Here is an 18,028-nt window from a genome sequence, read left to right as displayed (position 1 = left end):
CGCATTCAGACTCATTTTCTCGACAGATAAATACAGCCAAAAGTGGAATTAATTTAGTCTTATAAGGTGAATTTTGCTAACATGACTTTTTTTAATATGTTTGCGATTTTTTACTGCATATGACTTCAACTTATCAGCAACAACTTGATGCCAAAGTTGCCCGCATTACGGCTCAATTTTCAGAATACAACCCTCCCTCTTTAGAAGTTTTTCCTTCTGCTGAACAAAACTTTCGTATGCGAGCGGAATTCCGAATTTGGCATACTGAAAATGATATGTTCTATGCAATGTTTGAACGCAATGCAGACAATGAAAAACAAGTTGTCGAAATTAAAGATTTCCCGATTGCAGATAAAAGCATTAATGATTTAATGCCCGTATTATTAAATGAACTCAAGGCACAGGAGATCTTATCTAGCCGATTATTTGAAGTTCATTTCTTAGCAACGCTGAAAGGTGAAATGCTGGTTTCATTGGTTTACCGCTGCCCGCTCAATGCTGAATGGGAAGTTGCTGCCAAAGCGCTGTCTGAAAAGCTCAATATCAAGATTTATGGTCGTAGTCGTGGTCAGCGCGTGATTTTGACTGATGACTATGTGATTGAAGAACTCCAAGTGTTTGACCGTAAATATCAGTACAAACAAATCGAAAGTAGCTTCACGCAGCCCAATGCCGGCGTATGTCAAAAAATGCTGGAATGGGCGTGTCAGGTTGCGGATCACTCAGACAAAGATTTACTTGAGCTCTACTGTGGTAATGGTAATTTCACGCTGCCTCTTTCAACACGCTTTAATCGCGTTTTGGCAACAGAATTAGCCAAGTCTTCAGTCTATGCAGCACAGTGGAATATTGAGCAAAATGGTATTGATAATATCCAAGTGGCTCGTCTTTCAGCTGAAGAGTTTACCCAAGCCTACAATGCTGAACGTACATTCCGCCGCCTTGAAGAAGCTGAGATTGAAATTTCAAGCTATAACTTCGATACGGTATTTGTCGATCCACCGCGTGCAGGTATCGATGATGAAACACTAAAACTGTTGCAACGTTTTGAACGCATTATCTATATTTCATGCAACCCAGATACTTTACATGACAATCTTAAACTGCTTTCACAAACGCATAAAATCAGTAAATTTGCCTTGTTTGATCAATTCCCTTATACACACCATGTAGAGTCTGGTGTGTTTCTTGAGAAGATTTAAACAAATTATTTCAAGTCATGTTGTTGTCATAAAAGGAGCTTTCTAAAAGCTCCTTTTTTATATACCAAAAAAGCTTTATTTTCTCGCCACATGCGGTGTAATGGATGCCTTTTTATATCAATTAGGCAAAGATTCTAAAAGTCTAATCGAAAAAATGATCATTCAACTGGCTAAAATATCACTTTAGTAGTCTTGCTTTATTTATTGGATTGGTTATATTTCGTCCTATGTTAGGTCGCAAATGAAGGCTCTATGAGTTTTTGGCATAAGTTGTTCGCTAAAGAACAGCAAAACGGGCATAAGAATCAAATTGCCTGTGTTGAAAATGATTGCTCTTGTAAAACCAATGAACAGCTTATTGCTGCTCTTACAAAGGCAACGGATGAAGATGTTATCCTCGGCATTAAAAAAGTACTCGCTTCGCGCGGTTATAGCCGTAAGGAATTAAATGAAATCCAACATCTACCTCTACAGTAGAGTCTGAACATTCAATGTTCAAACAAGGCATTCTGTTTTACAGAGTGCCTTTTTCATTTTTAGTCTAATCAAAAATATGCCGCTTATTTACAGATCAGGTTTTGTGGATTGGCCACATCGCTATTTACAGCTTTTATGCTATGCTCCAAGGCAACTCAGTGATGTCTAATTTTTAAACACACGACAATAAAACCTAATATTGCACTAAATTAGAGGCAGATGACCTCTAAACAGCATTGATATAAAAACTAAAGGAATGCACATGAATAAATTAACAAATTGCCTTGTTACCTGCTGTATACTTAGTCTAAGTGCTTGTAGCCAAATCCCCAAAGAATGCGAAGAATCCTGGGATAAACTCGAAGCCTTGTCGAAACAAATGGGCTTAAACGAAGAACAAATCAAAGAACAGAAAAAACAGTTTGAAGAAAGTATTAAAAAACAATCTAAAGAACAAGCCATTCAAATGTGCCAAACCCAAAGTACCTTTTTAGGTTTAGTCGGCAAATAAACAGTAGTTTCTATCAATCTAAACACTGTACAGATGAAACCCGATTATTCGGGCTTTTATTGTTTGCATTGAGATGCTGTTGTATACGCTACAATTGGCCCTAAAGGTTTCAAACTTGAATCATGTCTATTCAATGCTTGAATATCTGCACTAGACACAGATCCATCTAAATATAAGGCATTGTTAACCGATAATTGCTGCTTAAAATATTGTGCAAATGCATAAAACGACACGCCTTCACGACTGATCACAAAATACAACTTGCCGTTCTTGATCCCCACGCCATTGCGGATTTTCAATGAATCTGACTGTGGGATAAAGTTTGGATTGATTTTTCCATCTACCACCAGCATTGGACCTGACTGCGTTGCATAACGTGCCTTAAAATCTGTGGAAGCATATTTTTGTGTAGTTAATATCACCGCTTGCTTGTCATTCCATGCCAGAACACCATTCGGCTGAATTAAAAAATTACCAAAGCCTCGTGTTGCACGATTCAAGGCTTTTTTCTGCAGCCCATTTTCAACGTAAAGACCAACAGGCGCTAAATCTGCATGATACATCCCTGCATTCATTGCGAAGTTCATCGTATTACACTTACGCGCTAATGACTGCTTTAAACGCTGTAGGTCTCGATATGGCTGCTGCTCTGCATCATATAAATAGAGCTCTAGTTTACTCAAATCCGAAATTTCAACCACATCCACTGCAATGGGCTGACTGACACGTTTCGCTTGAATATTGGCATAGGAAATAGTCGGTGAGAAAATCAGACCGAGCAGCATCATAAAGCGCATTTTTTTAAACATTGAGGTTGATTGAAGACCAAGCATGACCCTATCCATAGTGCACGTTAAAAATCGAACAAATTTTAGCTAAATCATCGCTAAAATAGTCGATTAATTCACAGATTAAAAGTAGACTAATCTTTAAAAATAATTCGGATTTAAAGTAGGACTGGTAAATTCATGCATGTGCAGAAAGATGGTTTTCCTCTTGGAACACATCTGATTGTTAAACATTTCGGTTATAGCCATCATGGCATATATGCCGGCCGCGGTAGAGTCATTCACTACTCTGGTTTTGCACACCTTTTCAAAAAACATCCAATTGAAATGACTTCGATCGAAAAATTCAGCCACGGCAAAAAAATTATCGTTCAGTCATATAGCAATCCAAAATTTAAAGGTCGTAAAGTGGTGCGTCGTATGCGCTCTCGCATGCATGAAAACAACTATCATCTGATTATTAATAACTGTGAACACTTATGCACATGGGCTATTACCGGCGTTGAAAGTAGTCCTCAAGTGTTCCGTATGATGAACCGACTCACCACGATTGGCTATGTCAGTTCTCTGATGAGTTTTATGAGCAGTATGATGCTGACCGTCACCACTACTTGCTTTGCACTGGTGTTCTATATTAAAAAGAAACTGCGCGAAAAAGCCAAAATGCAAATGCCGGTTTATACCTATTTAAAGCGTGAAGAACATAAAAATCGTTAATCCACTACAGCATCGTTGAACTGTGGCTTTATCAAATTTCAATACATCAGACATTACTTAGAGATCCTGTGCCAATACACAAGATTTTGCTTACCGCGTATCAGATGTAATACTTAATCTTGGTAACGCTTCACATTACTAAAAGTTCGCATTGCTAAAAGGTGGAAATTTATCTTCAACCAAATTGCTTTGCAGGCCATGTTCTAAATAAATTTTGGCTGCATCCAAAACCGTTGTAAAACCCCCTGTACTATCAATAATAAAATCAATCAATGCCTGACCTTGCAGAGGAATCTTTGAATTTTTGATGCGGACATAGGTTTCCATCGGGCTAATTTGCTCAAAAATAAAATCGACCTGAGTTTTTGGTTCTCCCCACTGTATTTGAATTAGTTGGTTTTCCTTAATATTCAGTACGTCTACATTGGCGACTGCATTATATTTTTGCCAAGTCCATTGCACGGTTTTACCTTCTTCTAAATAGCCACTGGATGCACTAAACCAAAAATGCTGTGTAATTAAAGGATCAACAAAAGCATTAAATACGATATTGATGGACTTACGAATTAACATCTGGGTTTCAATCACGACACTCATCAGCATTCCTTCATATTTTAATTTTATTCAGTGATAGCACAGAGAACTGATCATTGCCTACCACTGAATTGTTATTGCCCTATTCTGCTGTATGTTCTGAAATAAAGGCTGATGTCACTAGCGTGGGATTCTTCTCTGTAAATTGCCCATTCCAATAGGGATAGTATGGATAAGGTGGATACACTGCACTGACTGCGTCTAATCGGGCTAACTGCTCTACGCTTAATGACCATTCCTTCGCCGCAAGGTTATCCAACAGTTGCTGTTCATTGCGTGCGCCTATCAAAATACTAGACACAGTCGGTCTGGTTTTCAGCCAATTCAATGCAATCTGCGGGATAGAGTGCCCTGTTTCCATGGCAATTTCTTGCATTACATCTAACACTGCAAATAACTTTTCATGTCGAACTGGCGGTGCGAATTGTGCTGTTTCATGCAGCCGACTTTGCTTTGGAATCGCATGCTCACGATCAAATTTTCCTGTTAATCTCCCCCAGCCCAGCGGACTCCAAACCACTGCACCAATCTGTTGATCATGCTGCGCAGGCATCAACTCCCATTCATAGTCACGTCCAATCAAAGAATAATAGACTTGATGCACACTTAGCTTTTCATAGCCATGCTGTTGGGCAATCGACTGTGCTTTCATAAGCTGCCAGCCTGAAAAATTCGATGCACCGATATAGCGAACTTTTCCACTACGTACCAAGTCATCTAAACTGCGCATCAGCTGCTCAAGTGGCGTCGTGCTATCAAACTGATGCAGCTGCAGCACATCAATATAATCTGTGCCTAACCGTTTTAAACTCGCCTCCACGGCTTGTATTAAATAGTTTCTAGAATATCCACCTTGATTGATTCCATCATTCAATCGAATACCCACTTTACTGGAAATAATCACCTCTTGGCGTTTTGATTGAAGTAATGCACCGAGCATCTGCTCAGAGGCACCATTTGAATAAGCATCTGCGGTATCGAAATAATTCACACCTTGATCAATACAGAGATCAATCATGCGCTGAGCTTCATTTAAGCTCGCTTGCCCCCATGCAGAGAAAATTGGGCCTTGCCCGCCAAATGTACCTGCACCAAAGCCGAACTCTGAAACTTGTAAGCCAGATTGCCCTAGATTGTGATAGTTCATAGATATTTCCTGTGTTTGATTTATACACAGAATATGCACAGATATTTATCAGAAAAACCCTGAATATCAAGAAAGACTTTCTTGATTATATTGATAATGCTAACTGAAGATTTCGAGTTATTCACACGAATGGCGACACTGGGTTCAATCAGTCAAGCCGCTAAAGAGGCCAATCTCTCTGTTTCTGTCGCTAGTAGCCGTCTACACAGACTCGAACAAAGTTTAGGGCTACGCCTATTTCATCGCACTACACGGCAACTACATTTAACACAGGAAGGTGCTGTTTTATTGCAACAAGGTTTTCCCTTGCTCGAACAATTTAATTCTCTGCTAGGCCAATTTCAACCTGAACCACAACAACTTAGTGGGGTATTAAAAATCACCTGTTCAGAAGTTTTTGGTAATCGTATCTTAGGGCCAGTATTTGCAGCCTTTGCCAAGTTGCATCCAACATTGACTTTGGATATTGAACAGACCGATCAAAATTTAGATTTGGTCTCTGCAGGTTTAGATGTTGCGATACGTATTGGACAGTTAGAAGACTCATCACTGATTGCTAAACCGCTCAGCTTAAACCGTCGTATTTTGTGTGCCTCGCCTAGCTATATCGAACAACATGGCGAACCTCACTCCCTAGAAGAGCTCTCTATACACCAATGCATTTTACAGAAATACCCTAAGGGTGTTTCGCAGCTTTGGACATTCGTCCAAGATCAACACAACATAAATATACCTGTTTCAGGACAAGTTCATATCAACTCAGGTGAAGGCGTACGCCAAGCAGCACTTGCAGGTTTAGGCATCTCAAACCACTCCATCTGGCATGTGGATGAAGATTTACAATCTTGCCAGCTTATCCAAGTTCTACCCAAGATCCCTGTTCAAAGTACTGCAATCTATGTGGTAATTCCGCATCGACATTTTGTTCCGCCTAAAGTACAGGCTTTTATGCGACACTTGGACGATTATTTTCAGCATCAATATGCTTGGTACGTATCGCCGAATTTATCTGAAAATTAGGCCAAGAATTTATCTTAAATTACTGTTAAAAGTCTTAATCAGCGGCGGAAGTTCAACTTCTAAGCTGCTATACATTTCACGCTCAATGTTTCGTACAATCGAGTCCAGCGGTAAATCATTTTCCTGCAAGCCAAAAGGCTCTTCCAGTTCTGCACTTAACGCATCCAAACCTAAAAATAAATATGCAATCAAAGCCACAATGACAGGTGTCCATATCCCTAAACTGGCCTCTAGGCTAAATGGCAAAATCAGACAAAATGAATACACTGCGCGATGTAAAAGCACCGAATAGGAAAATGGTAATGGCGTGGTCATAATACGGTCACAGCCTGCATGGATATCACCCATCTCTACAGTATGACGTGTGAGCGTGCTGTAAATAATGTCTGTAATCTGACCTTGCTTATAGGCTTTGACTAAATCTTTTTGAATAATTTCAAGTAAATACTGTGGTGCATTGATATTGTCTCGGCATTGCTGCCATTGCTGATCCGTCAAAGCTACGCCGTCTTTAAAATGTGCAATATCTTGTGATTCATAGCGTAAGCGATCACGTAACAAATTGCAAAACAGCATGATGCGGTACATCAACACGGTTCTTTGCTCATCTTCAAGGACATGGCTATCACGAATCATGTGGCGTGTATTGGCAATCAATGAGCCCCAAAGCTTGCGCCCTTCCCACCAACGGTCATAACAGGCAGTATTTCGAAAGCTCAAAAAAATCGACAGAATCACCCCAAAGATGGTAAATCCGATGGCTGGAACTTCAGGCGTATTCAGGTAGTGTGCAGCGCTTAGATACACCAAAATCGCCGACAAACTCACGACGATAGCCAACGCAGGCATGACTTTTGGGAGTATCGTGCCATGCCATGCAAATAAAAGTTTAAAGCTATTATTTTTATTTCGAATGATCACTTATTTCCCCTCTGTACTGCCTTAATGAACCATCTCAAGCATGAAAAAAGCCCAACCGAAGTTGAGCTTAATCTTAACCTACTTGATCTTAACCTATTGGGGATTCAAAGATGAATCCCTTTAAAAACTAAGATTTTATTTACCCGGTTTAAAACTGTCTTTCAAATCTAAGATGCGGTTAAACACTGGTTTTTCAGCTGTATGATCAAACTGATCTGCAACAAAGTAACCTTCACGTTCAAATTGGAAACGATCTTCAGGTTTTGCTTCTGCCAATGCAGGCTCAATGACCGCTTGAACCACTTTAAGTGATTCTGGATTTAAGTTTGCAAGGAAGTCATCACCCACTTCAGGGTCTGATTCAGTGAATAAACGGTCGTAGATACGAACTTCCGCAGCAATACCCTTGCTTGCAGAAACCCAATGTACAACACCTTTCACTTTACGGCCTTCAGGGTTTTTACCTAAAGTTTCAGGGTCGATTGAACATTTCAATTCAACCACTTCACCGTTCTCGTCTTTAATCACTTCATCACACTTAATCACATACGCATGACGTAAACGCACTTCACCGCCCGGAATAAGACGTTTAAAGCCTTTAGGCGCAACTTCTTCAAAGTCTTTACGATCAATGTAAATGTCTTGAGTCAACGGAATGATACGGTCACCCATGTCAACGTTAGGATGACGTGCATGTACCAAATCCATTGCTTCAGGCAAGTTAGTTAAAGTCACTTTGAGTGGATTCAACACAGCCATGCCACGCGAAGCAGTATTTTCTAAAGACTGACGGATGCAGTATTCAAGCATTGCAACATCTACGATACTGCCATCAACTTTCGTTACACCTACACGTTTACAGAAGTCACGTAGACCTTCTGGAGTAAAGCCGCGACGGCGCATACCCACAACGGTAGGCATACGTGGGTCATCCCAACCATTCACAAAACCACCTTCAACCAATTTACGTAATTTACGTTTAGAGGTAATGGTGTAATCTACATTTAGGCGGCTTGATTCATACTGATGTGGTACAGATGGTGATTTAACTTTCTCTACAACCCAGTCATAGAATGGACGGTGATCAACAAACTCTAGTGTACACAGTGAATGCGTAACCCCTTCAATGGCATCTGATAATGGATGCGCATAGTCGTACATTGGGTACATTTTCCATTTATCACCAGTTTGGTGATGTTCAGAATGCAAAATACGATACAAAATAGGATCACGCATATGGATGTTAGGTGAAGTCATATCAATTTTGGCACGTAGTACTGCCTGACCTTCTCCCAACTCACCATTACGCATTTGTTCAAAACGCGCTAAGTTTTCTTCTACGCTAGCATCACGTTGCGGCGAGTTTTTACCCGGCTCCACAAAATTACCGCGGTTTAGTTTGATTTCTTCAGGGCTCTGCAAATCCACATAGGCATCACCTTGTTCAATCAATTGAACTGCCCAAGTGTAAAGCTGATCAAAATAGCTCGATGCATAACGTGGCTCGCCATTCCACTCAAAACCTAGCCATTTCACGTCATTGGCAATACCGTCTACATACTCTTGCTCTTCGGCATCCGGGTTTGTATCGTCAAAACGGAGGTTACATAGACCTGCGAATTCTTGAGCAATACCAAAGTTTAGGCAAATAGCTTTTACATGACCAATATGTAGGTAGCCATTTGGCTCTGGTGGAAAACGTGTTACAACTTGTTCGGTACGACCTGCAGATAAATCATCTGTAATGACTTGACGTACAAAATCTAAGCCTGGCTGTTGTTCCTGCTGCGCAGCTTCGACAGGGGCATTGTTCTTGGTTGTCGGATTGTTAGGCAGGGATGAAACAACATCGTTTGGCTTCATGGTAATAAAATCACTTCTATAAAGATAAAATTAGGATAATTAAAACGCTTTTCTTTATTTTTAACAAAGAAAGTAACGTTTTTACTTGCCTTGTAGTTTACAGTTTGCTTATGCTTCTCACAACCAAAAAACCCATGGCTTTCATGTCCATGTACAGGAGATTACACAATGAGTTTTCCTCAAGTCGAATTAAACACCAATAAAGGTCGTATTGTTCTTGAGCTTAACACTGAAAAAGCACCTAAAACTGCTGAAAACTTCTTACAGTATGTTCGCGATGGTTTCTATGACGGCGTGATTTTCCACCGTGTTATTGATGGTTTCATGATCCAAGGCGGCGGCATGGATGAAAACTTCAAAGAAAAAACAACTCGTGATTCTATTGAAAACGAAGCTGACAACGGTTTAAGCAATGATGTTGGTACGATCGCTATGGCACGTACTCAAGCACCTCATTCTGCTTCAGCTCAATTCTTCATTAACGTTAAAAACAACTCCTTCCTTAACCACACTGGTAAAACAGCGCAAGGTTGGGGCTATGCAGTATTTGGTAAAGTAGTTGAAGGTCTTGACGTTGTTGACGCAATCAAAAGCGTTCGCACTGGTAACCGTGGCTACCACGCAGACGTTCCTCTAGAGAACGTTGTAATCGAATCAGCTAAAATCATTTCTGAGTAATTTTTAAATCCTCCCTGAGTAGCATTGCTGCGCAAGTCCCTTTAATAAAGGAGGGAGTTTCAATATGAAATAAATGTCGGAACTCCTCCCTTTTCTAAAGGGAGGCTGGGAGGGATTTTTAGAATAAGGAAAAGATTCGTGACCTATTTGTTTATCGCTGATTTACATTTGTCACCTGAACACCCTCGACTCGTTCGGGGGTTTTTAGCTTTGTTAGAACAATACAAAACTCAAAATACCCAGCTGTATATTTTAGGTGATTGGTTTAATGCTTGGATTGGTGATGACTTTACTGCTCACTGGTTAGACGAAATCATTGCAGCGCTTAAAGATTTTACTTCTTTGGGAAATCAAATTTATTTCCAAGTGGGTAATCGTGACTTTGCATTGGGTCAAAAGTTTTTAAATAAATTTCACGGTCAATTATTACAAGACGTTGATTATCTCCACATTGGCAACTATAAAATTCGCCTCGAACATGGCGATTTACTTTGCACCGATGATGTGTCTTACCAAAAGTTTCGTAAAGTGATTCGTAATCCTTTGCTTTTAGGTTTCTTAAAAAGCTTACCGCTTAGCATTCGACAAAAAATCGCCAATGGCTTCCGCAAAAAAAGTACAGAAACCAAGCAAGTTAAATCTTATGAAATCATGGATGTAAATGCCGAAGCTGTAGAAAAAGCTTTAGAGCATGCCGATCTACTGATTCATGGACATACCCACCGGCCCCAAATACATGATGTGCATGGAAAACTACGTATCGTTTTAGGGGACTGGCGCGCAGAACAAGCTCAAATATTAGAGGTTGGTGAAAACCCATCTGTGAGTGATTTAAAATTAAAAAAATGGTCTTACTAACCCTTAGGCTTTAGTTAAACCTGCCGTCATATTTGGTTAAAACAATACATCCAGATATCAAGACATAGCCTTTTACCAGACTATCTCAACAGATTATCAATTGAACTGCATCCTACATATAGCAGATTAGCGTCATTTAAAATCTTAAAAAAAACAAAGTTTAAACTTAAAAATAATTTCACAAGGAATTCACTATGGACTTACTTTCATCCACAGTGAACATCTTCAGATATTAATTAAGCAGCAATGACAGGTTGCTTAACTGCTGGACTATTACCAATTTGCCATACATATGGTAGCGGCGTTTGATTAATCTCCCAATCACCAATGACTTTCTGTTTATAAATAAGTGGATTATGCGATGACACTACACGAGCATTACGCCAAAAGCGGTCTAACTGTTTAGTTGTCGAGCTTGCTGAAGCGCCCAAGGCGTTAAACAACTCACTACTTAAATTTAGTACCAACTCTGATATGACCACTTGCCCTTTAGAGGATTCAAGCTCCGCACGGTCATTCGCTTGCTGATCCAACTGGGTATCAGACTGAAAATGACTTAAATATGCGACATCCAAAGCTTCTGCTGCACGAATTGTAATTGCTTCAGCTGCATAAGACTGTGCCGACGCCTTACCAATCACTTGTAAAATTTGTGCATCATCTCGAACTAAATCAGCATTACCATGGCTGTAAATACGTGTGCGTTCACGGACTTCATTACTGAAAACGTCCACAGCATTTTGTGCTATACCTGCCAGCGTTGCCAAATGCACGATCTGATAGAACGCCGTTTGATATTTAAAGCGCTGATCGAACGGCAAAATATGATCACGATCAATGCTGACATCTTGAATATTCAGTGTGCCGCTGCCTGTGGTTTTTTGGCCAAAGCCATCCCAGTCATCGTATACTTGTATGCCAGCGTCATGTGTTGAAACTGCAGCTATAACATGTTGATTCGTTGTTTCATCTAAAGCGAATAGATCGATCCAATCTGCAAAGATTGTTCCGGTAGAATAGTATTTTTGACCATTGACCCTTAGCTGACCTTGCGCATTTTCAGTAACTCGGGTAACAACATCTCCAATTTCAACTTTTCCGATTTCTGTCCAAGCATTACCGACCAAATCGCCTTGCAGAAAGCGCTTAAACCAAACTGTTTGATCTTGTGTTTTTTGCGCATTTAAACGGTCTTCTACAAAAGCAAAATGACCTCTTAATGCCTGTACAACATTAGAATCGGCCTTAGCCAATTCAATTAACAGCTGAAACAACTGTTTTTGTGAAACCCCTTCACCGCCAAAAGCCACGGGTACACGGACCGCACCAAATCCAGCTTGTTTTAACCATGAAATTGCATCATACGGCAGTTTCCTATTTTGTTCCCGCGCCAAAGCGCCTTCTGCAATTCTCTGAAAAATCGGACGGAACTTAGCGGCCACTTGATCATAGTCAGCACCTAAAGATAAGGGCTGTTTATTATTTTGAATCGTCATAATCTTCTCCTCTTAACTCCAAGCATGGCGCGGCGGTGGTACATCATTTAAATAGTAGTTGCCTACAATATTCAGCTTCCAACGTACGGGATCGTGCAAAGTATGCGTGCGCGCATTACGCCAATGACGGTCTAAATTCAGCTCAGACAACGTTGATCGTGTGCCTGAGAGTTCAAATAGTTTATTCGCCGCAAGTAACGCAATTTCAGTCGTCAGGACCTTAGATTCTGCTGTCAGTAGTGTTGCCTCTGACACCGTTTCTTCTGTTGGGTTCTCTACGGCTCGGTCTATCGCTTCACCCGCCAAAGCCAACACTGCCTCTGCAGCTCGGAGTTTAATTTTCAACTCGCCGATGTTGGCAATCGTATACGGATCTTGCACCGCCTTTTCTAAGCCCGAATCAATCCAAGGACGTGCATGCTGGCGCACATATTGAATCGTTTCATTAATCGCACCGCGCGCAATACCAGCATCGACAGCAGATTGAATGAATTGAGAAATAGCGCCCGCAGCAGTTGGACATTCAAAAGCTTGATGAATGGGTACAATGTGATTTAAATCCACTTTGACATTGTCTAACAGTACAGAACCGCTGACTGTCGTTCTTTGTCCAAAACCACTCCAGTCGTTAATAATGGTTAAACCCGGCGTATGCTGGGGTACTAAGGCTGCATAAGGCTTTCCATCATTCACAGCAACAACAGGTATCCAATGTGCAAGCAAAGCGCCTGTTGCAAAGAATTTTTGACCATTAATGAGCGCATGATCATCTTTAAACTCAATGGCTGTTGTTAATTCTGCAACTGTTTTGGAACCTTTTTCTGAAAATGCATTGCCAAAGCGTTTACCTTGTAAGACTTGATCAAAGAAAAACTCTTGCTGTGATGGATTTGCATCCAAACGAATATGCTCGACAAAGACCCAATGGTTTTGAGCAATTTGTCCTAGGGATGAGTCTGCACTAGAAATAATTTTGACCACTTCTGCAAGGGTTTTATAACTCACTCCTGCACCACCAAATTGACGCGGTACAGTAATGCCCCACAAGCCTGATGCTGAATATTGCTGTACTTCCTGTAAAGGTAAGCGGCGTTCATGATCGCGTTTAGCTGATTCTTTTGTAAATTCCACAGCTAATTGTTCAGCAACCTCGATAGCTTCTTGATCAGATCGAATAATATGCGCTAAACCACTAGATTGATAGAAATCGCGCGGAATGTTTTGCGCCTCTTTTAGTTTAATTTCAATTTTTGAAGTCATTATTAAAATGCTCAGTTTAGATATTATTCAAATAAGCTAGCACTTTTTATTTTGATTATTTATAGAATTATCATCAAAACAAATCAGTTTTCATGACATAGAATTTACATTTTTAATTGTCAAACAAAATCTTTATAAGCCGTACCAAACAAAAAAAATATCTGCTTATCCATATGAATATATGAAATATTCAAAAATTATGATTAGCATTTATTCAGATTTGTTTTTGACTTTTTATTAATAAATGCAGCTGTATTTTTATATACCCTCTTATGCAAGAGATTAAATAACCCAGTAAAAAATCATGTTTAAAAATATTCGCTTCAATGCCTTTGAAATGAACTGTATTGCACATCAGTCACCCGGTCTATGGCGTCATCCATTAGACCGTTCTACAGAATATAAAGACCTAGAATATTGGACCGACTTAGCTAAAATTTTAGAACGCGGAAAATTTGATGGTGTCTTTATAGCAGATGTTTTGGGTATCTATGATGTCTATCATGGTTCTGCTGAACATACGCTGACTGGCGCAGTGCAAGTGCCAGTGAATGATCCTTTGCAAATTGTTCCCGCAATGGCAGCCGTCACCAAACATTTAGGCTTTGGTGTCACGACTTCAATTTCATTTGAGCACCCCTATCCTTTCGCAAGGCGTATGAGTACTTTGGATCATCTAACGAAAGGCCGTGCAGGTTGGAACATTGTGACTTCTTATCTAGAAAGTGGCTCTAAAAATCTAGGTCTGAAAACCCAAGTCAGCCATGATAACCGCTATGATATCGCAGATGAATATTTAGAGGTCCTCTATAAACTCTGGGAAGGTTCTTGGGAAGATGATGCTGTGCTACGCGATAAGCAAAAAGGGATTTTTGCCGATCACCGTAAAGTGCATCCAATTCAACATGAAGGAAAATACTTTACAGTTCCTGGCATTCATATTTGCGAACCTTCACCCCAGCGTACACCGGTTTTATATCAAGCTGGCGCATCCGCACGCGGACAACAGTTTGCAAGTCAAAATGCGGAATGTGTTTTTATCTCTGCACCAACTCAAATTGCTGTAAAAAAGCTGGCAGATGGTATTCGGCATAATTTAGTGAAAGAAGGCAAAGATCCCCATTCTGTCCTGATCTATACCATGCTGGCCATAGTGGTTGATGAGACCGATGAAAAAGCCCAAGCTAAGTTCCGTGAATATCAGCAATATGGCAGCTATGACAGCGGCTTGACCCTGGCTTCTGGCTGGTCAGGTGTCGACTTTTCTCAGTTTAAACCAACAGATCAAGTGGAATACATTCAAACCGATGCCATTCAATCTATGCTGCAATCTTATGTAGAGGCAGATCCTGATAAAATTTGGACGATTGAGGAAATTGCAAAATGGACCAGTGTCGGCGGTAACGGATCTGTTATTGTCGGCTCTCCAGCAACCGTGGCAGACCGTTTACAGGAGTGGATTGAGTACACTGGTATCGATGGCTTTAACTTAGCCTACATATTGGCGCATAAGAGTTTTGAAGATATTGTGGAATACGTGGTACCAGAATTACAACGTCGTGGTGTATATCAAACAGAATATGCTGACGAAACCTTGCGTGAAAAACTCTTCGGCCAAGGCGCGAAATTGCCCGACAACCACCGTGCGGCGCAATACCGATATAAAAACCAAGCTCAAGTTTTGAACAAGCATCAACTCCTTGAAATGGCTTAAGCCGCTTTTTTAGGAAAAAAAACAGCAGATGATCTGCTGTTTTTTGCTTTCAGGCTAAGCGATATAGCTGGTTTGGGCCAGTATAGAAGCTTTTACCATCTAGATTCAGGTTAAATGTCTCGCCTGTTTCTAATTCAATCATTTGCCCAACATCAACCCAAATTAAACCAGCATTGGTATTTTGTTGACGTTTCAAAGGCACCAATTTCACATTAATTTCATCGCCATTTACAGCTTTGGCAGTTTGCCAAGTATTTAAAATATTCAAAAGATTTACTCAACATGTGAGCTTTTTGTGACAGAACAAAGAGATTAATCAATCGGGTTTGGAATAATAATTCTGTAGTTACAAAGATAAGATTCAAGTCAGAAGCTTGAATACAGATAAATCACAATCAGCTAAATAAAAAAGATAAGCAGGAACATTACCCGCTTCGAGTTAAGCAGAAGTATACAATATTGTGCTTTGATTAGCAAAAGTAGAGTTTACATATACTCTAAGCCACTACTTTTGCTAAAATTATTGAATTAAAATTTTAACCATCGAGTAAATTAATTACCCATACAGTGAATAATATAACGAAGGCTGTATCGCTTAGTAACCACCTTCTGTTTTCGTTACTGGGGTATCATTTTTGTATTTCGATAAAAGTTCACGTAACGAATTCATGAGCACACTGGTATCGACACCCACGGCAACAAATTCTGTGCCTAACTCGATATATTTCTGAGTCACATCATGTTGTGTCGACAAAATACCTGCAGCTTTACCCGCCTTACGTATGCGCTGAATCGCATCAATCACGGTTTTTTGTACTTCAGGATGATTCGGATTCCCTTGATAACCCATCGTCGCCGACAAATCTACTGCACCAATAAACACCCCATCGATGCCATCAATTTTCAATATTTCATCCAAGTTTTTAATCCCTTCAACCGACTCAATCTGAATCAGTAAACAGATATTTTCATGTGCATTTGCATAATAGTCAGGAATACTGTTCCAACGTGTTGCACGTGCTAATGCTGCACCAACGCCTCTAATACCGTCGGGTGGATAACGTACTGCCTTAACCATAAGTTGAGCTTGTTCAACAGTTTCGACCATAGGGATGAGCAAGGTTTGCGCACCGATATCCAACAATTGTTTGATTAATTGCACACTACCAATTGGAGGTCGAACCACAGCTTGCGAAGGATATGCAGCAATACTTTGCAGTTGCGACAATGTCGTCCGCAAGTCACTTGGCGCATGCTCACCATCAATTAGCAACCAGTCATAACCTGCATTTGCAGCTATTTCAGTACCATAAGCATCGGCTAAACCGACCCACAAACCAATCTGCTGTTCGGTTTTTAATTTTTTCTTGAAATGATTGGTGTAATCCATCGCTGCTGTCTCATGCTTAAACTATGATTAACTACAATTGATTAAACGCCTTTTGGCAAAAACTACCAATAGCATTTATCTATCTTATGATTTTATATAACTCTAATTCGCACTTCATACAGCTTAAATCTGTTAATTTTTAGCCATTGAGTCCAGCATATACGACTAAGATCTATCTTTGGAAAATTTTCTCCTTAGACCATTTGGCCATTTATCCGCTAAACTACAGCAAACTATATCTGGAGATATTCGATGGATCTGTTAAACGTATCAAAACAACGCTATACCACGAAAGCATATAATCCTGCCAAAAAAATTCCACAGGAACAATTTGAGCGTTTATTACAAATACTCCGTTTAACACCATCTTCCATTAATATTCAGCCTTGGCATTTTTTTATTGCAGATCATGATGCAGCCAAACAACGCATTGCCAAAGCCTTAGTAGGAAAATATGCCTACAATGCCCCAAAAGTTTTAGATTCATCACATACGATTTTATTCTGTACTAAAGCAGACATCACTGCAGAGCATTTAGATAATCTTTTAAATCAGGATGATCGTAGTGGTCGCTTTAAAGATGACAAAGCCAAACAAGGTCAAAAAGACAGCCGTACAGGTTATGTCGATTATTATCGTAATGAAAAAGGTGATATTCAACGTTGGGCTGAAAACCAAACATTTATTGCTTTAGGTCAAATGCTTTTGGCAGCAGGCATTGAAGGTGTGGATGCAACACCGATTGGTGGATTTGACGAAGCGATCATCACTGAAGAATTGGGCTTAGTTGAACAAAACTTGATTCCTTCTGTACTGATGACTTTAGGCTATCGTAGCGAAAATGATTTCAATGCGAAATTACCTAAATCACGTCTAAATGCTGAAGAAATTTTTACACATCTTTAAGCTTTCCATAAAACCGACGAAAGGGGTAATTTTGCCTCTTTTTTGTCATTTCGGGACTTATTATTTAAACAATTATCGAGTATATTCTGCTCAAAATATACTCAGGTCTCTCCCTATGCCTACAGCTATAAAATTACCCATGAAATTTCATTGCGAAGCGTGCAATACGGTTTATTTACAAAAATATGCGGGCGATATGCTCCATAGCTATCCAAACTGCCCTAACTGTAAACAACCGGGTCAATTACAAGGCACAATTGAAACTCAAGATTTCCTAAAACACCCCGTTGCAGTGGGTAAATGTTATTTTAAAAACACCTTACAACGTTTTCAACAACTCACACGTTAACTAAGCATCTAAAACTAAAAGCCCTCAAATCGAGGGCTTTTTTAATAACGGCATATTTAGTAACAATCTGAAAATATAATATTTTTAAATTGGTCTGAACTTTGCTGAATAATTTGAATCAAAACAACAATTCAAGC

At 39.9% G+C, this 18,028-nt stretch carries 19 protein-coding genes; 10 read left to right on the top strand and 9 right to left on the bottom strand.

What is annotated here, in order from left to right; genetic code table 11:
* The first annotated feature begins 119 nt into the window (after positions 1 to 119).
* From trmA to FTU13_RS05400, 3 genes are all read left to right on the top strand, one after another.
* On the top strand, positions 120 to 1,202 hold the full coding sequence (trmA, locus tag FTU13_RS05410; protein ID WP_180128105.1) for a tRNA (uridine(54)-C5)-methyltransferase TrmA: 1,083 nt from the start codon (positions 120 to 122) through the stop codon (positions 1,200 to 1,202).
* A 252-nt stretch (positions 1,203 to 1,454) separates the two neighbouring features.
* Positions 1,455 to 1,679 (top strand): hypothetical protein, encoded by a 225-nt coding sequence (locus tag FTU13_RS05405; RefSeq protein WP_078188679.1) that lies wholly within the window; start codon positions 1,455 to 1,457, stop codon positions 1,677 to 1,679.
* Positions 1,680 to 1,941: 262 nt separating this feature from the next.
* The gene (locus tag FTU13_RS05400) at positions 1,942 to 2,190 is read left to right on the top strand and encodes a hypothetical protein (protein WP_180010125.1); all 249 of its coding nucleotides are present in this window, start codon (positions 1,942 to 1,944) and stop codon (positions 2,188 to 2,190) included.
* Between the two features lie 56 nt (positions 2,191 to 2,246).
* On the opposite strand, the gene FTU13_RS05395 is transcribed toward FTU13_RS05400, so the two are convergent.
* Positions 2,247 to 3,023: a phosphodiester glycosidase family protein gene (locus FTU13_RS05395; RefSeq protein WP_257226747.1), complete on the bottom strand. Its 777-nt coding sequence runs from the start codon at positions 3,021 to 3,023 to the stop codon at positions 2,247 to 2,249.
* Between the two features lie 135 nt (positions 3,024 to 3,158).
* On the opposite strand from FTU13_RS05395, the gene FTU13_RS05390 reads away from it, so the two are divergent.
* Positions 3,159 to 3,695, top strand: a complete 537-nt coding sequence (locus FTU13_RS05390) for a lecithin retinol acyltransferase family protein (protein ID WP_078193494.1) — start codon at positions 3,159 to 3,161, stop codon at positions 3,693 to 3,695.
* 138 nt (positions 3,696 to 3,833) lie between these two features.
* On the opposite strand, the gene FTU13_RS05385 is transcribed toward FTU13_RS05390, so the two are convergent.
* On the bottom strand, positions 3,834 to 4,292 hold the full coding sequence (locus FTU13_RS05385) for an SRPBCC domain-containing protein (RefSeq protein WP_078193495.1): 459 nt from the start codon (positions 4,290 to 4,292) through the stop codon (positions 3,834 to 3,836).
* A 79-nt stretch (positions 4,293 to 4,371) separates the two neighbouring features.
* A complete protein-coding gene (locus FTU13_RS05380; RefSeq protein WP_180128107.1) occupies positions 4,372 to 5,436 on the bottom strand; it encodes an aldo/keto reductase in 1,065 nt (354 codons plus the stop codon).
* Positions 5,437 to 5,532: 96 nt separating this feature from the next.
* Between FTU13_RS05380 and FTU13_RS05375 the strand changes: the two genes are divergently transcribed.
* Complete coding sequence (locus tag FTU13_RS05375) at positions 5,533 to 6,456, top strand: LysR family transcriptional regulator (RefSeq protein WP_180128108.1); 924 nt, start codon at positions 5,533 to 5,535, stop codon at positions 6,454 to 6,456.
* Between the two features lie 9 nt (positions 6,457 to 6,465).
* Here the strand turns inward: FTU13_RS05375 and FTU13_RS05370 are convergent, their stop codons facing one another.
* Both FTU13_RS05370 and FTU13_RS05365 read right to left on the bottom strand, forming a co-directional pair.
* Positions 6,466 to 7,377: a bestrophin family protein gene (locus FTU13_RS05370; RefSeq protein ID WP_180128110.1), complete on the bottom strand. Its 912-nt coding sequence runs from the start codon at positions 7,375 to 7,377 to the stop codon at positions 6,466 to 6,468.
* 135 nt (positions 7,378 to 7,512) lie between these two features.
* Positions 7,513 to 9,240, bottom strand: a complete 1,728-nt coding sequence (locus tag FTU13_RS05365; RefSeq protein WP_078193499.1) for a glutamine--tRNA ligase/YqeY domain fusion protein — start codon at positions 9,238 to 9,240, stop codon at positions 7,513 to 7,515.
* A 168-nt stretch (positions 9,241 to 9,408) separates the two neighbouring features.
* Here FTU13_RS05365 and FTU13_RS05360 point away from each other — a divergent pair, with 168 nt between their 5' ends.
* Both FTU13_RS05360 and FTU13_RS05355 read left to right on the top strand, forming a co-directional pair.
* The gene (locus FTU13_RS05360) at positions 9,409 to 9,918 is read left to right on the top strand and encodes a peptidylprolyl isomerase (RefSeq protein WP_078193500.1); all 510 of its coding nucleotides are present in this window, start codon (positions 9,409 to 9,411) and stop codon (positions 9,916 to 9,918) included.
* A gap of 138 nt (positions 9,919 to 10,056) precedes the next feature.
* Complete coding sequence (locus FTU13_RS05355; protein WP_180128112.1) at positions 10,057 to 10,776, top strand: UDP-2,3-diacylglucosamine diphosphatase; 720 nt, start codon at positions 10,057 to 10,059, stop codon at positions 10,774 to 10,776.
* Between the two features lie 236 nt (positions 10,777 to 11,012).
* On the opposite strand, the gene FTU13_RS05350 is transcribed toward FTU13_RS05355, so the two are convergent.
* Both FTU13_RS05350 and FTU13_RS05345 read right to left on the bottom strand, forming a co-directional pair.
* Positions 11,013 to 12,272, bottom strand: a complete 1,260-nt coding sequence (locus tag FTU13_RS05350; protein ID WP_180128114.1) for an acyl-CoA dehydrogenase family protein — start codon at positions 12,270 to 12,272, stop codon at positions 11,013 to 11,015.
* 12 nt (positions 12,273 to 12,284) lie between these two features.
* Positions 12,285 to 13,532 carry an SfnB family sulfur acquisition oxidoreductase gene (locus tag FTU13_RS05345; RefSeq protein WP_180128115.1) on the bottom strand — a complete coding sequence of 416 codons (1,248 nt, stop codon included), beginning with the start codon at positions 13,530 to 13,532 and terminating at the stop codon, positions 12,285 to 12,287.
* Between the two features lie 304 nt (positions 13,533 to 13,836).
* Between FTU13_RS05345 and FTU13_RS05340 the strand changes: the two genes are divergently transcribed.
* Positions 13,837 to 15,246, top strand: a complete 1,410-nt coding sequence (locus tag FTU13_RS05340) for an LLM class flavin-dependent oxidoreductase (protein WP_180128117.1) — start codon at positions 13,837 to 13,839, stop codon at positions 15,244 to 15,246.
* Positions 15,247 to 15,295: 49 nt separating this feature from the next.
* On the opposite strand, the gene FTU13_RS05335 is transcribed toward FTU13_RS05340, so the two are convergent.
* Together FTU13_RS05335 and hpaI are read right to left on the bottom strand one after the other, a co-directional pair.
* Entirely contained in the window at positions 15,296 to 15,514 is a 219-nt protein-coding gene (locus FTU13_RS05335) for a transposase (protein WP_111883736.1), read from the bottom strand.
* 327 nt (positions 15,515 to 15,841) lie between these two features.
* On the bottom strand, positions 15,842 to 16,636 hold the full coding sequence (hpaI, locus tag FTU13_RS05330; RefSeq protein WP_180128119.1) for a 4-hydroxy-2-oxoheptanedioate aldolase: 795 nt from the start codon (positions 16,634 to 16,636) through the stop codon (positions 15,842 to 15,844).
* A gap of 252 nt (positions 16,637 to 16,888) precedes the next feature.
* Between hpaI and nfsB the strand changes: the two genes are divergently transcribed.
* Positions 16,889 to 17,542: an oxygen-insensitive NAD(P)H nitroreductase gene (gene nfsB / locus FTU13_RS05325; protein WP_111883737.1), complete on the top strand. Its 654-nt coding sequence runs from the start codon at positions 16,889 to 16,891 to the stop codon at positions 17,540 to 17,542.
* A gap of 115 nt (positions 17,543 to 17,657) precedes the next feature.
* Positions 17,658 to 17,891 carry a hypothetical protein gene (locus FTU13_RS05320; protein ID WP_180128121.1) on the top strand — a complete coding sequence of 78 codons (234 nt, stop codon included), beginning with the start codon at positions 17,658 to 17,660 and terminating at the stop codon, positions 17,889 to 17,891.
* The last annotated feature ends 137 nt before the right edge of the window (positions 17,892 to 18,028 follow it).

It is taken from the genome of Acinetobacter sp. YH12064 (assembly GCF_013419735.1).
In the GTDB taxonomy this organism is placed as follows: Bacteria; Pseudomonadota; Gammaproteobacteria; order Pseudomonadales; family Moraxellaceae; genus Acinetobacter; species Acinetobacter amyesii.
This window is presented reverse-complemented; position numbering and strand designations above follow the sequence as displayed.

Bases quoted from the DNA above. Each gene is read 5' to 3' on its own strand.
- FTU13_RS05375 (WP_180128108.1), top strand. From the start codon at position 5,533: ATGCTAACTGAAGATTTCGAGTTATTCACACGAATGGCGACACTGGGT.
- FTU13_RS05380 (WP_180128107.1), bottom strand. From the start codon at position 5,436: ATGAACTATCACAATCTAGGGCAATCTGGCTTACAAGTTTCAGAGTTC.
- FTU13_RS05390 (WP_078193494.1), top strand. From the start codon at position 3,159: ATGCATGTGCAGAAAGATGGTTTTCCTCTTGGAACACATCTGATTGTT.
- nfsB (WP_111883737.1), top strand. From the start codon at position 16,889: ATGGATCTGTTAAACGTATCAAAACAACGCTATACCACGAAAGCATAT.
- FTU13_RS05340 (WP_180128117.1), top strand. From the start codon at position 13,837: ATGTTTAAAAATATTCGCTTCAATGCCTTTGAAATGAACTGTATTGCA.
- FTU13_RS05320 (WP_180128121.1), top strand. From the start codon at position 17,658: ATGCCTACAGCTATAAAATTACCCATGAAATTTCATTGCGAAGCGTGC.
- FTU13_RS05365 (WP_078193499.1), bottom strand. From the start codon at position 9,240: ATGAAGCCAAACGATGTTGTTTCATCCCTGCCTAACAATCCGACAACC.
- FTU13_RS05385 (WP_078193495.1), bottom strand. From the start codon at position 4,292: ATGAGTGTCGTGATTGAAACCCAGATGTTAATTCGTAAGTCCATCAAT.
- FTU13_RS05345 (WP_180128115.1), bottom strand. From the start codon at position 13,532: ATGACTTCAAAAATTGAAATTAAACTAAAAGAGGCGCAAAACATTCCG.
- FTU13_RS05395 (WP_257226747.1), bottom strand. From the start codon at position 3,023: ATGCTTGGTCTTCAATCAACCTCAATGTTTAAAAAAATGCGCTTTATG.
- trmA (WP_180128105.1), top strand. From the start codon at position 120: ATGACTTCAACTTATCAGCAACAACTTGATGCCAAAGTTGCCCGCATT.
- FTU13_RS05400 (WP_180010125.1), top strand. From the start codon at position 1,942: ATGAATAAATTAACAAATTGCCTTGTTACCTGCTGTATACTTAGTCTA.
- hpaI (WP_180128119.1), bottom strand. From the start codon at position 16,636: ATGGATTACACCAATCATTTCAAGAAAAAATTAAAAACCGAACAGCAG.
- FTU13_RS05360 (WP_078193500.1), top strand. From the start codon at position 9,409: ATGAGTTTTCCTCAAGTCGAATTAAACACCAATAAAGGTCGTATTGTT.
- FTU13_RS05405 (WP_078188679.1), top strand. From the start codon at position 1,455: ATGAGTTTTTGGCATAAGTTGTTCGCTAAAGAACAGCAAAACGGGCAT.
- FTU13_RS05350 (WP_180128114.1), bottom strand. From the start codon at position 12,272: ATGACGATTCAAAATAATAAACAGCCCTTATCTTTAGGTGCTGACTAT.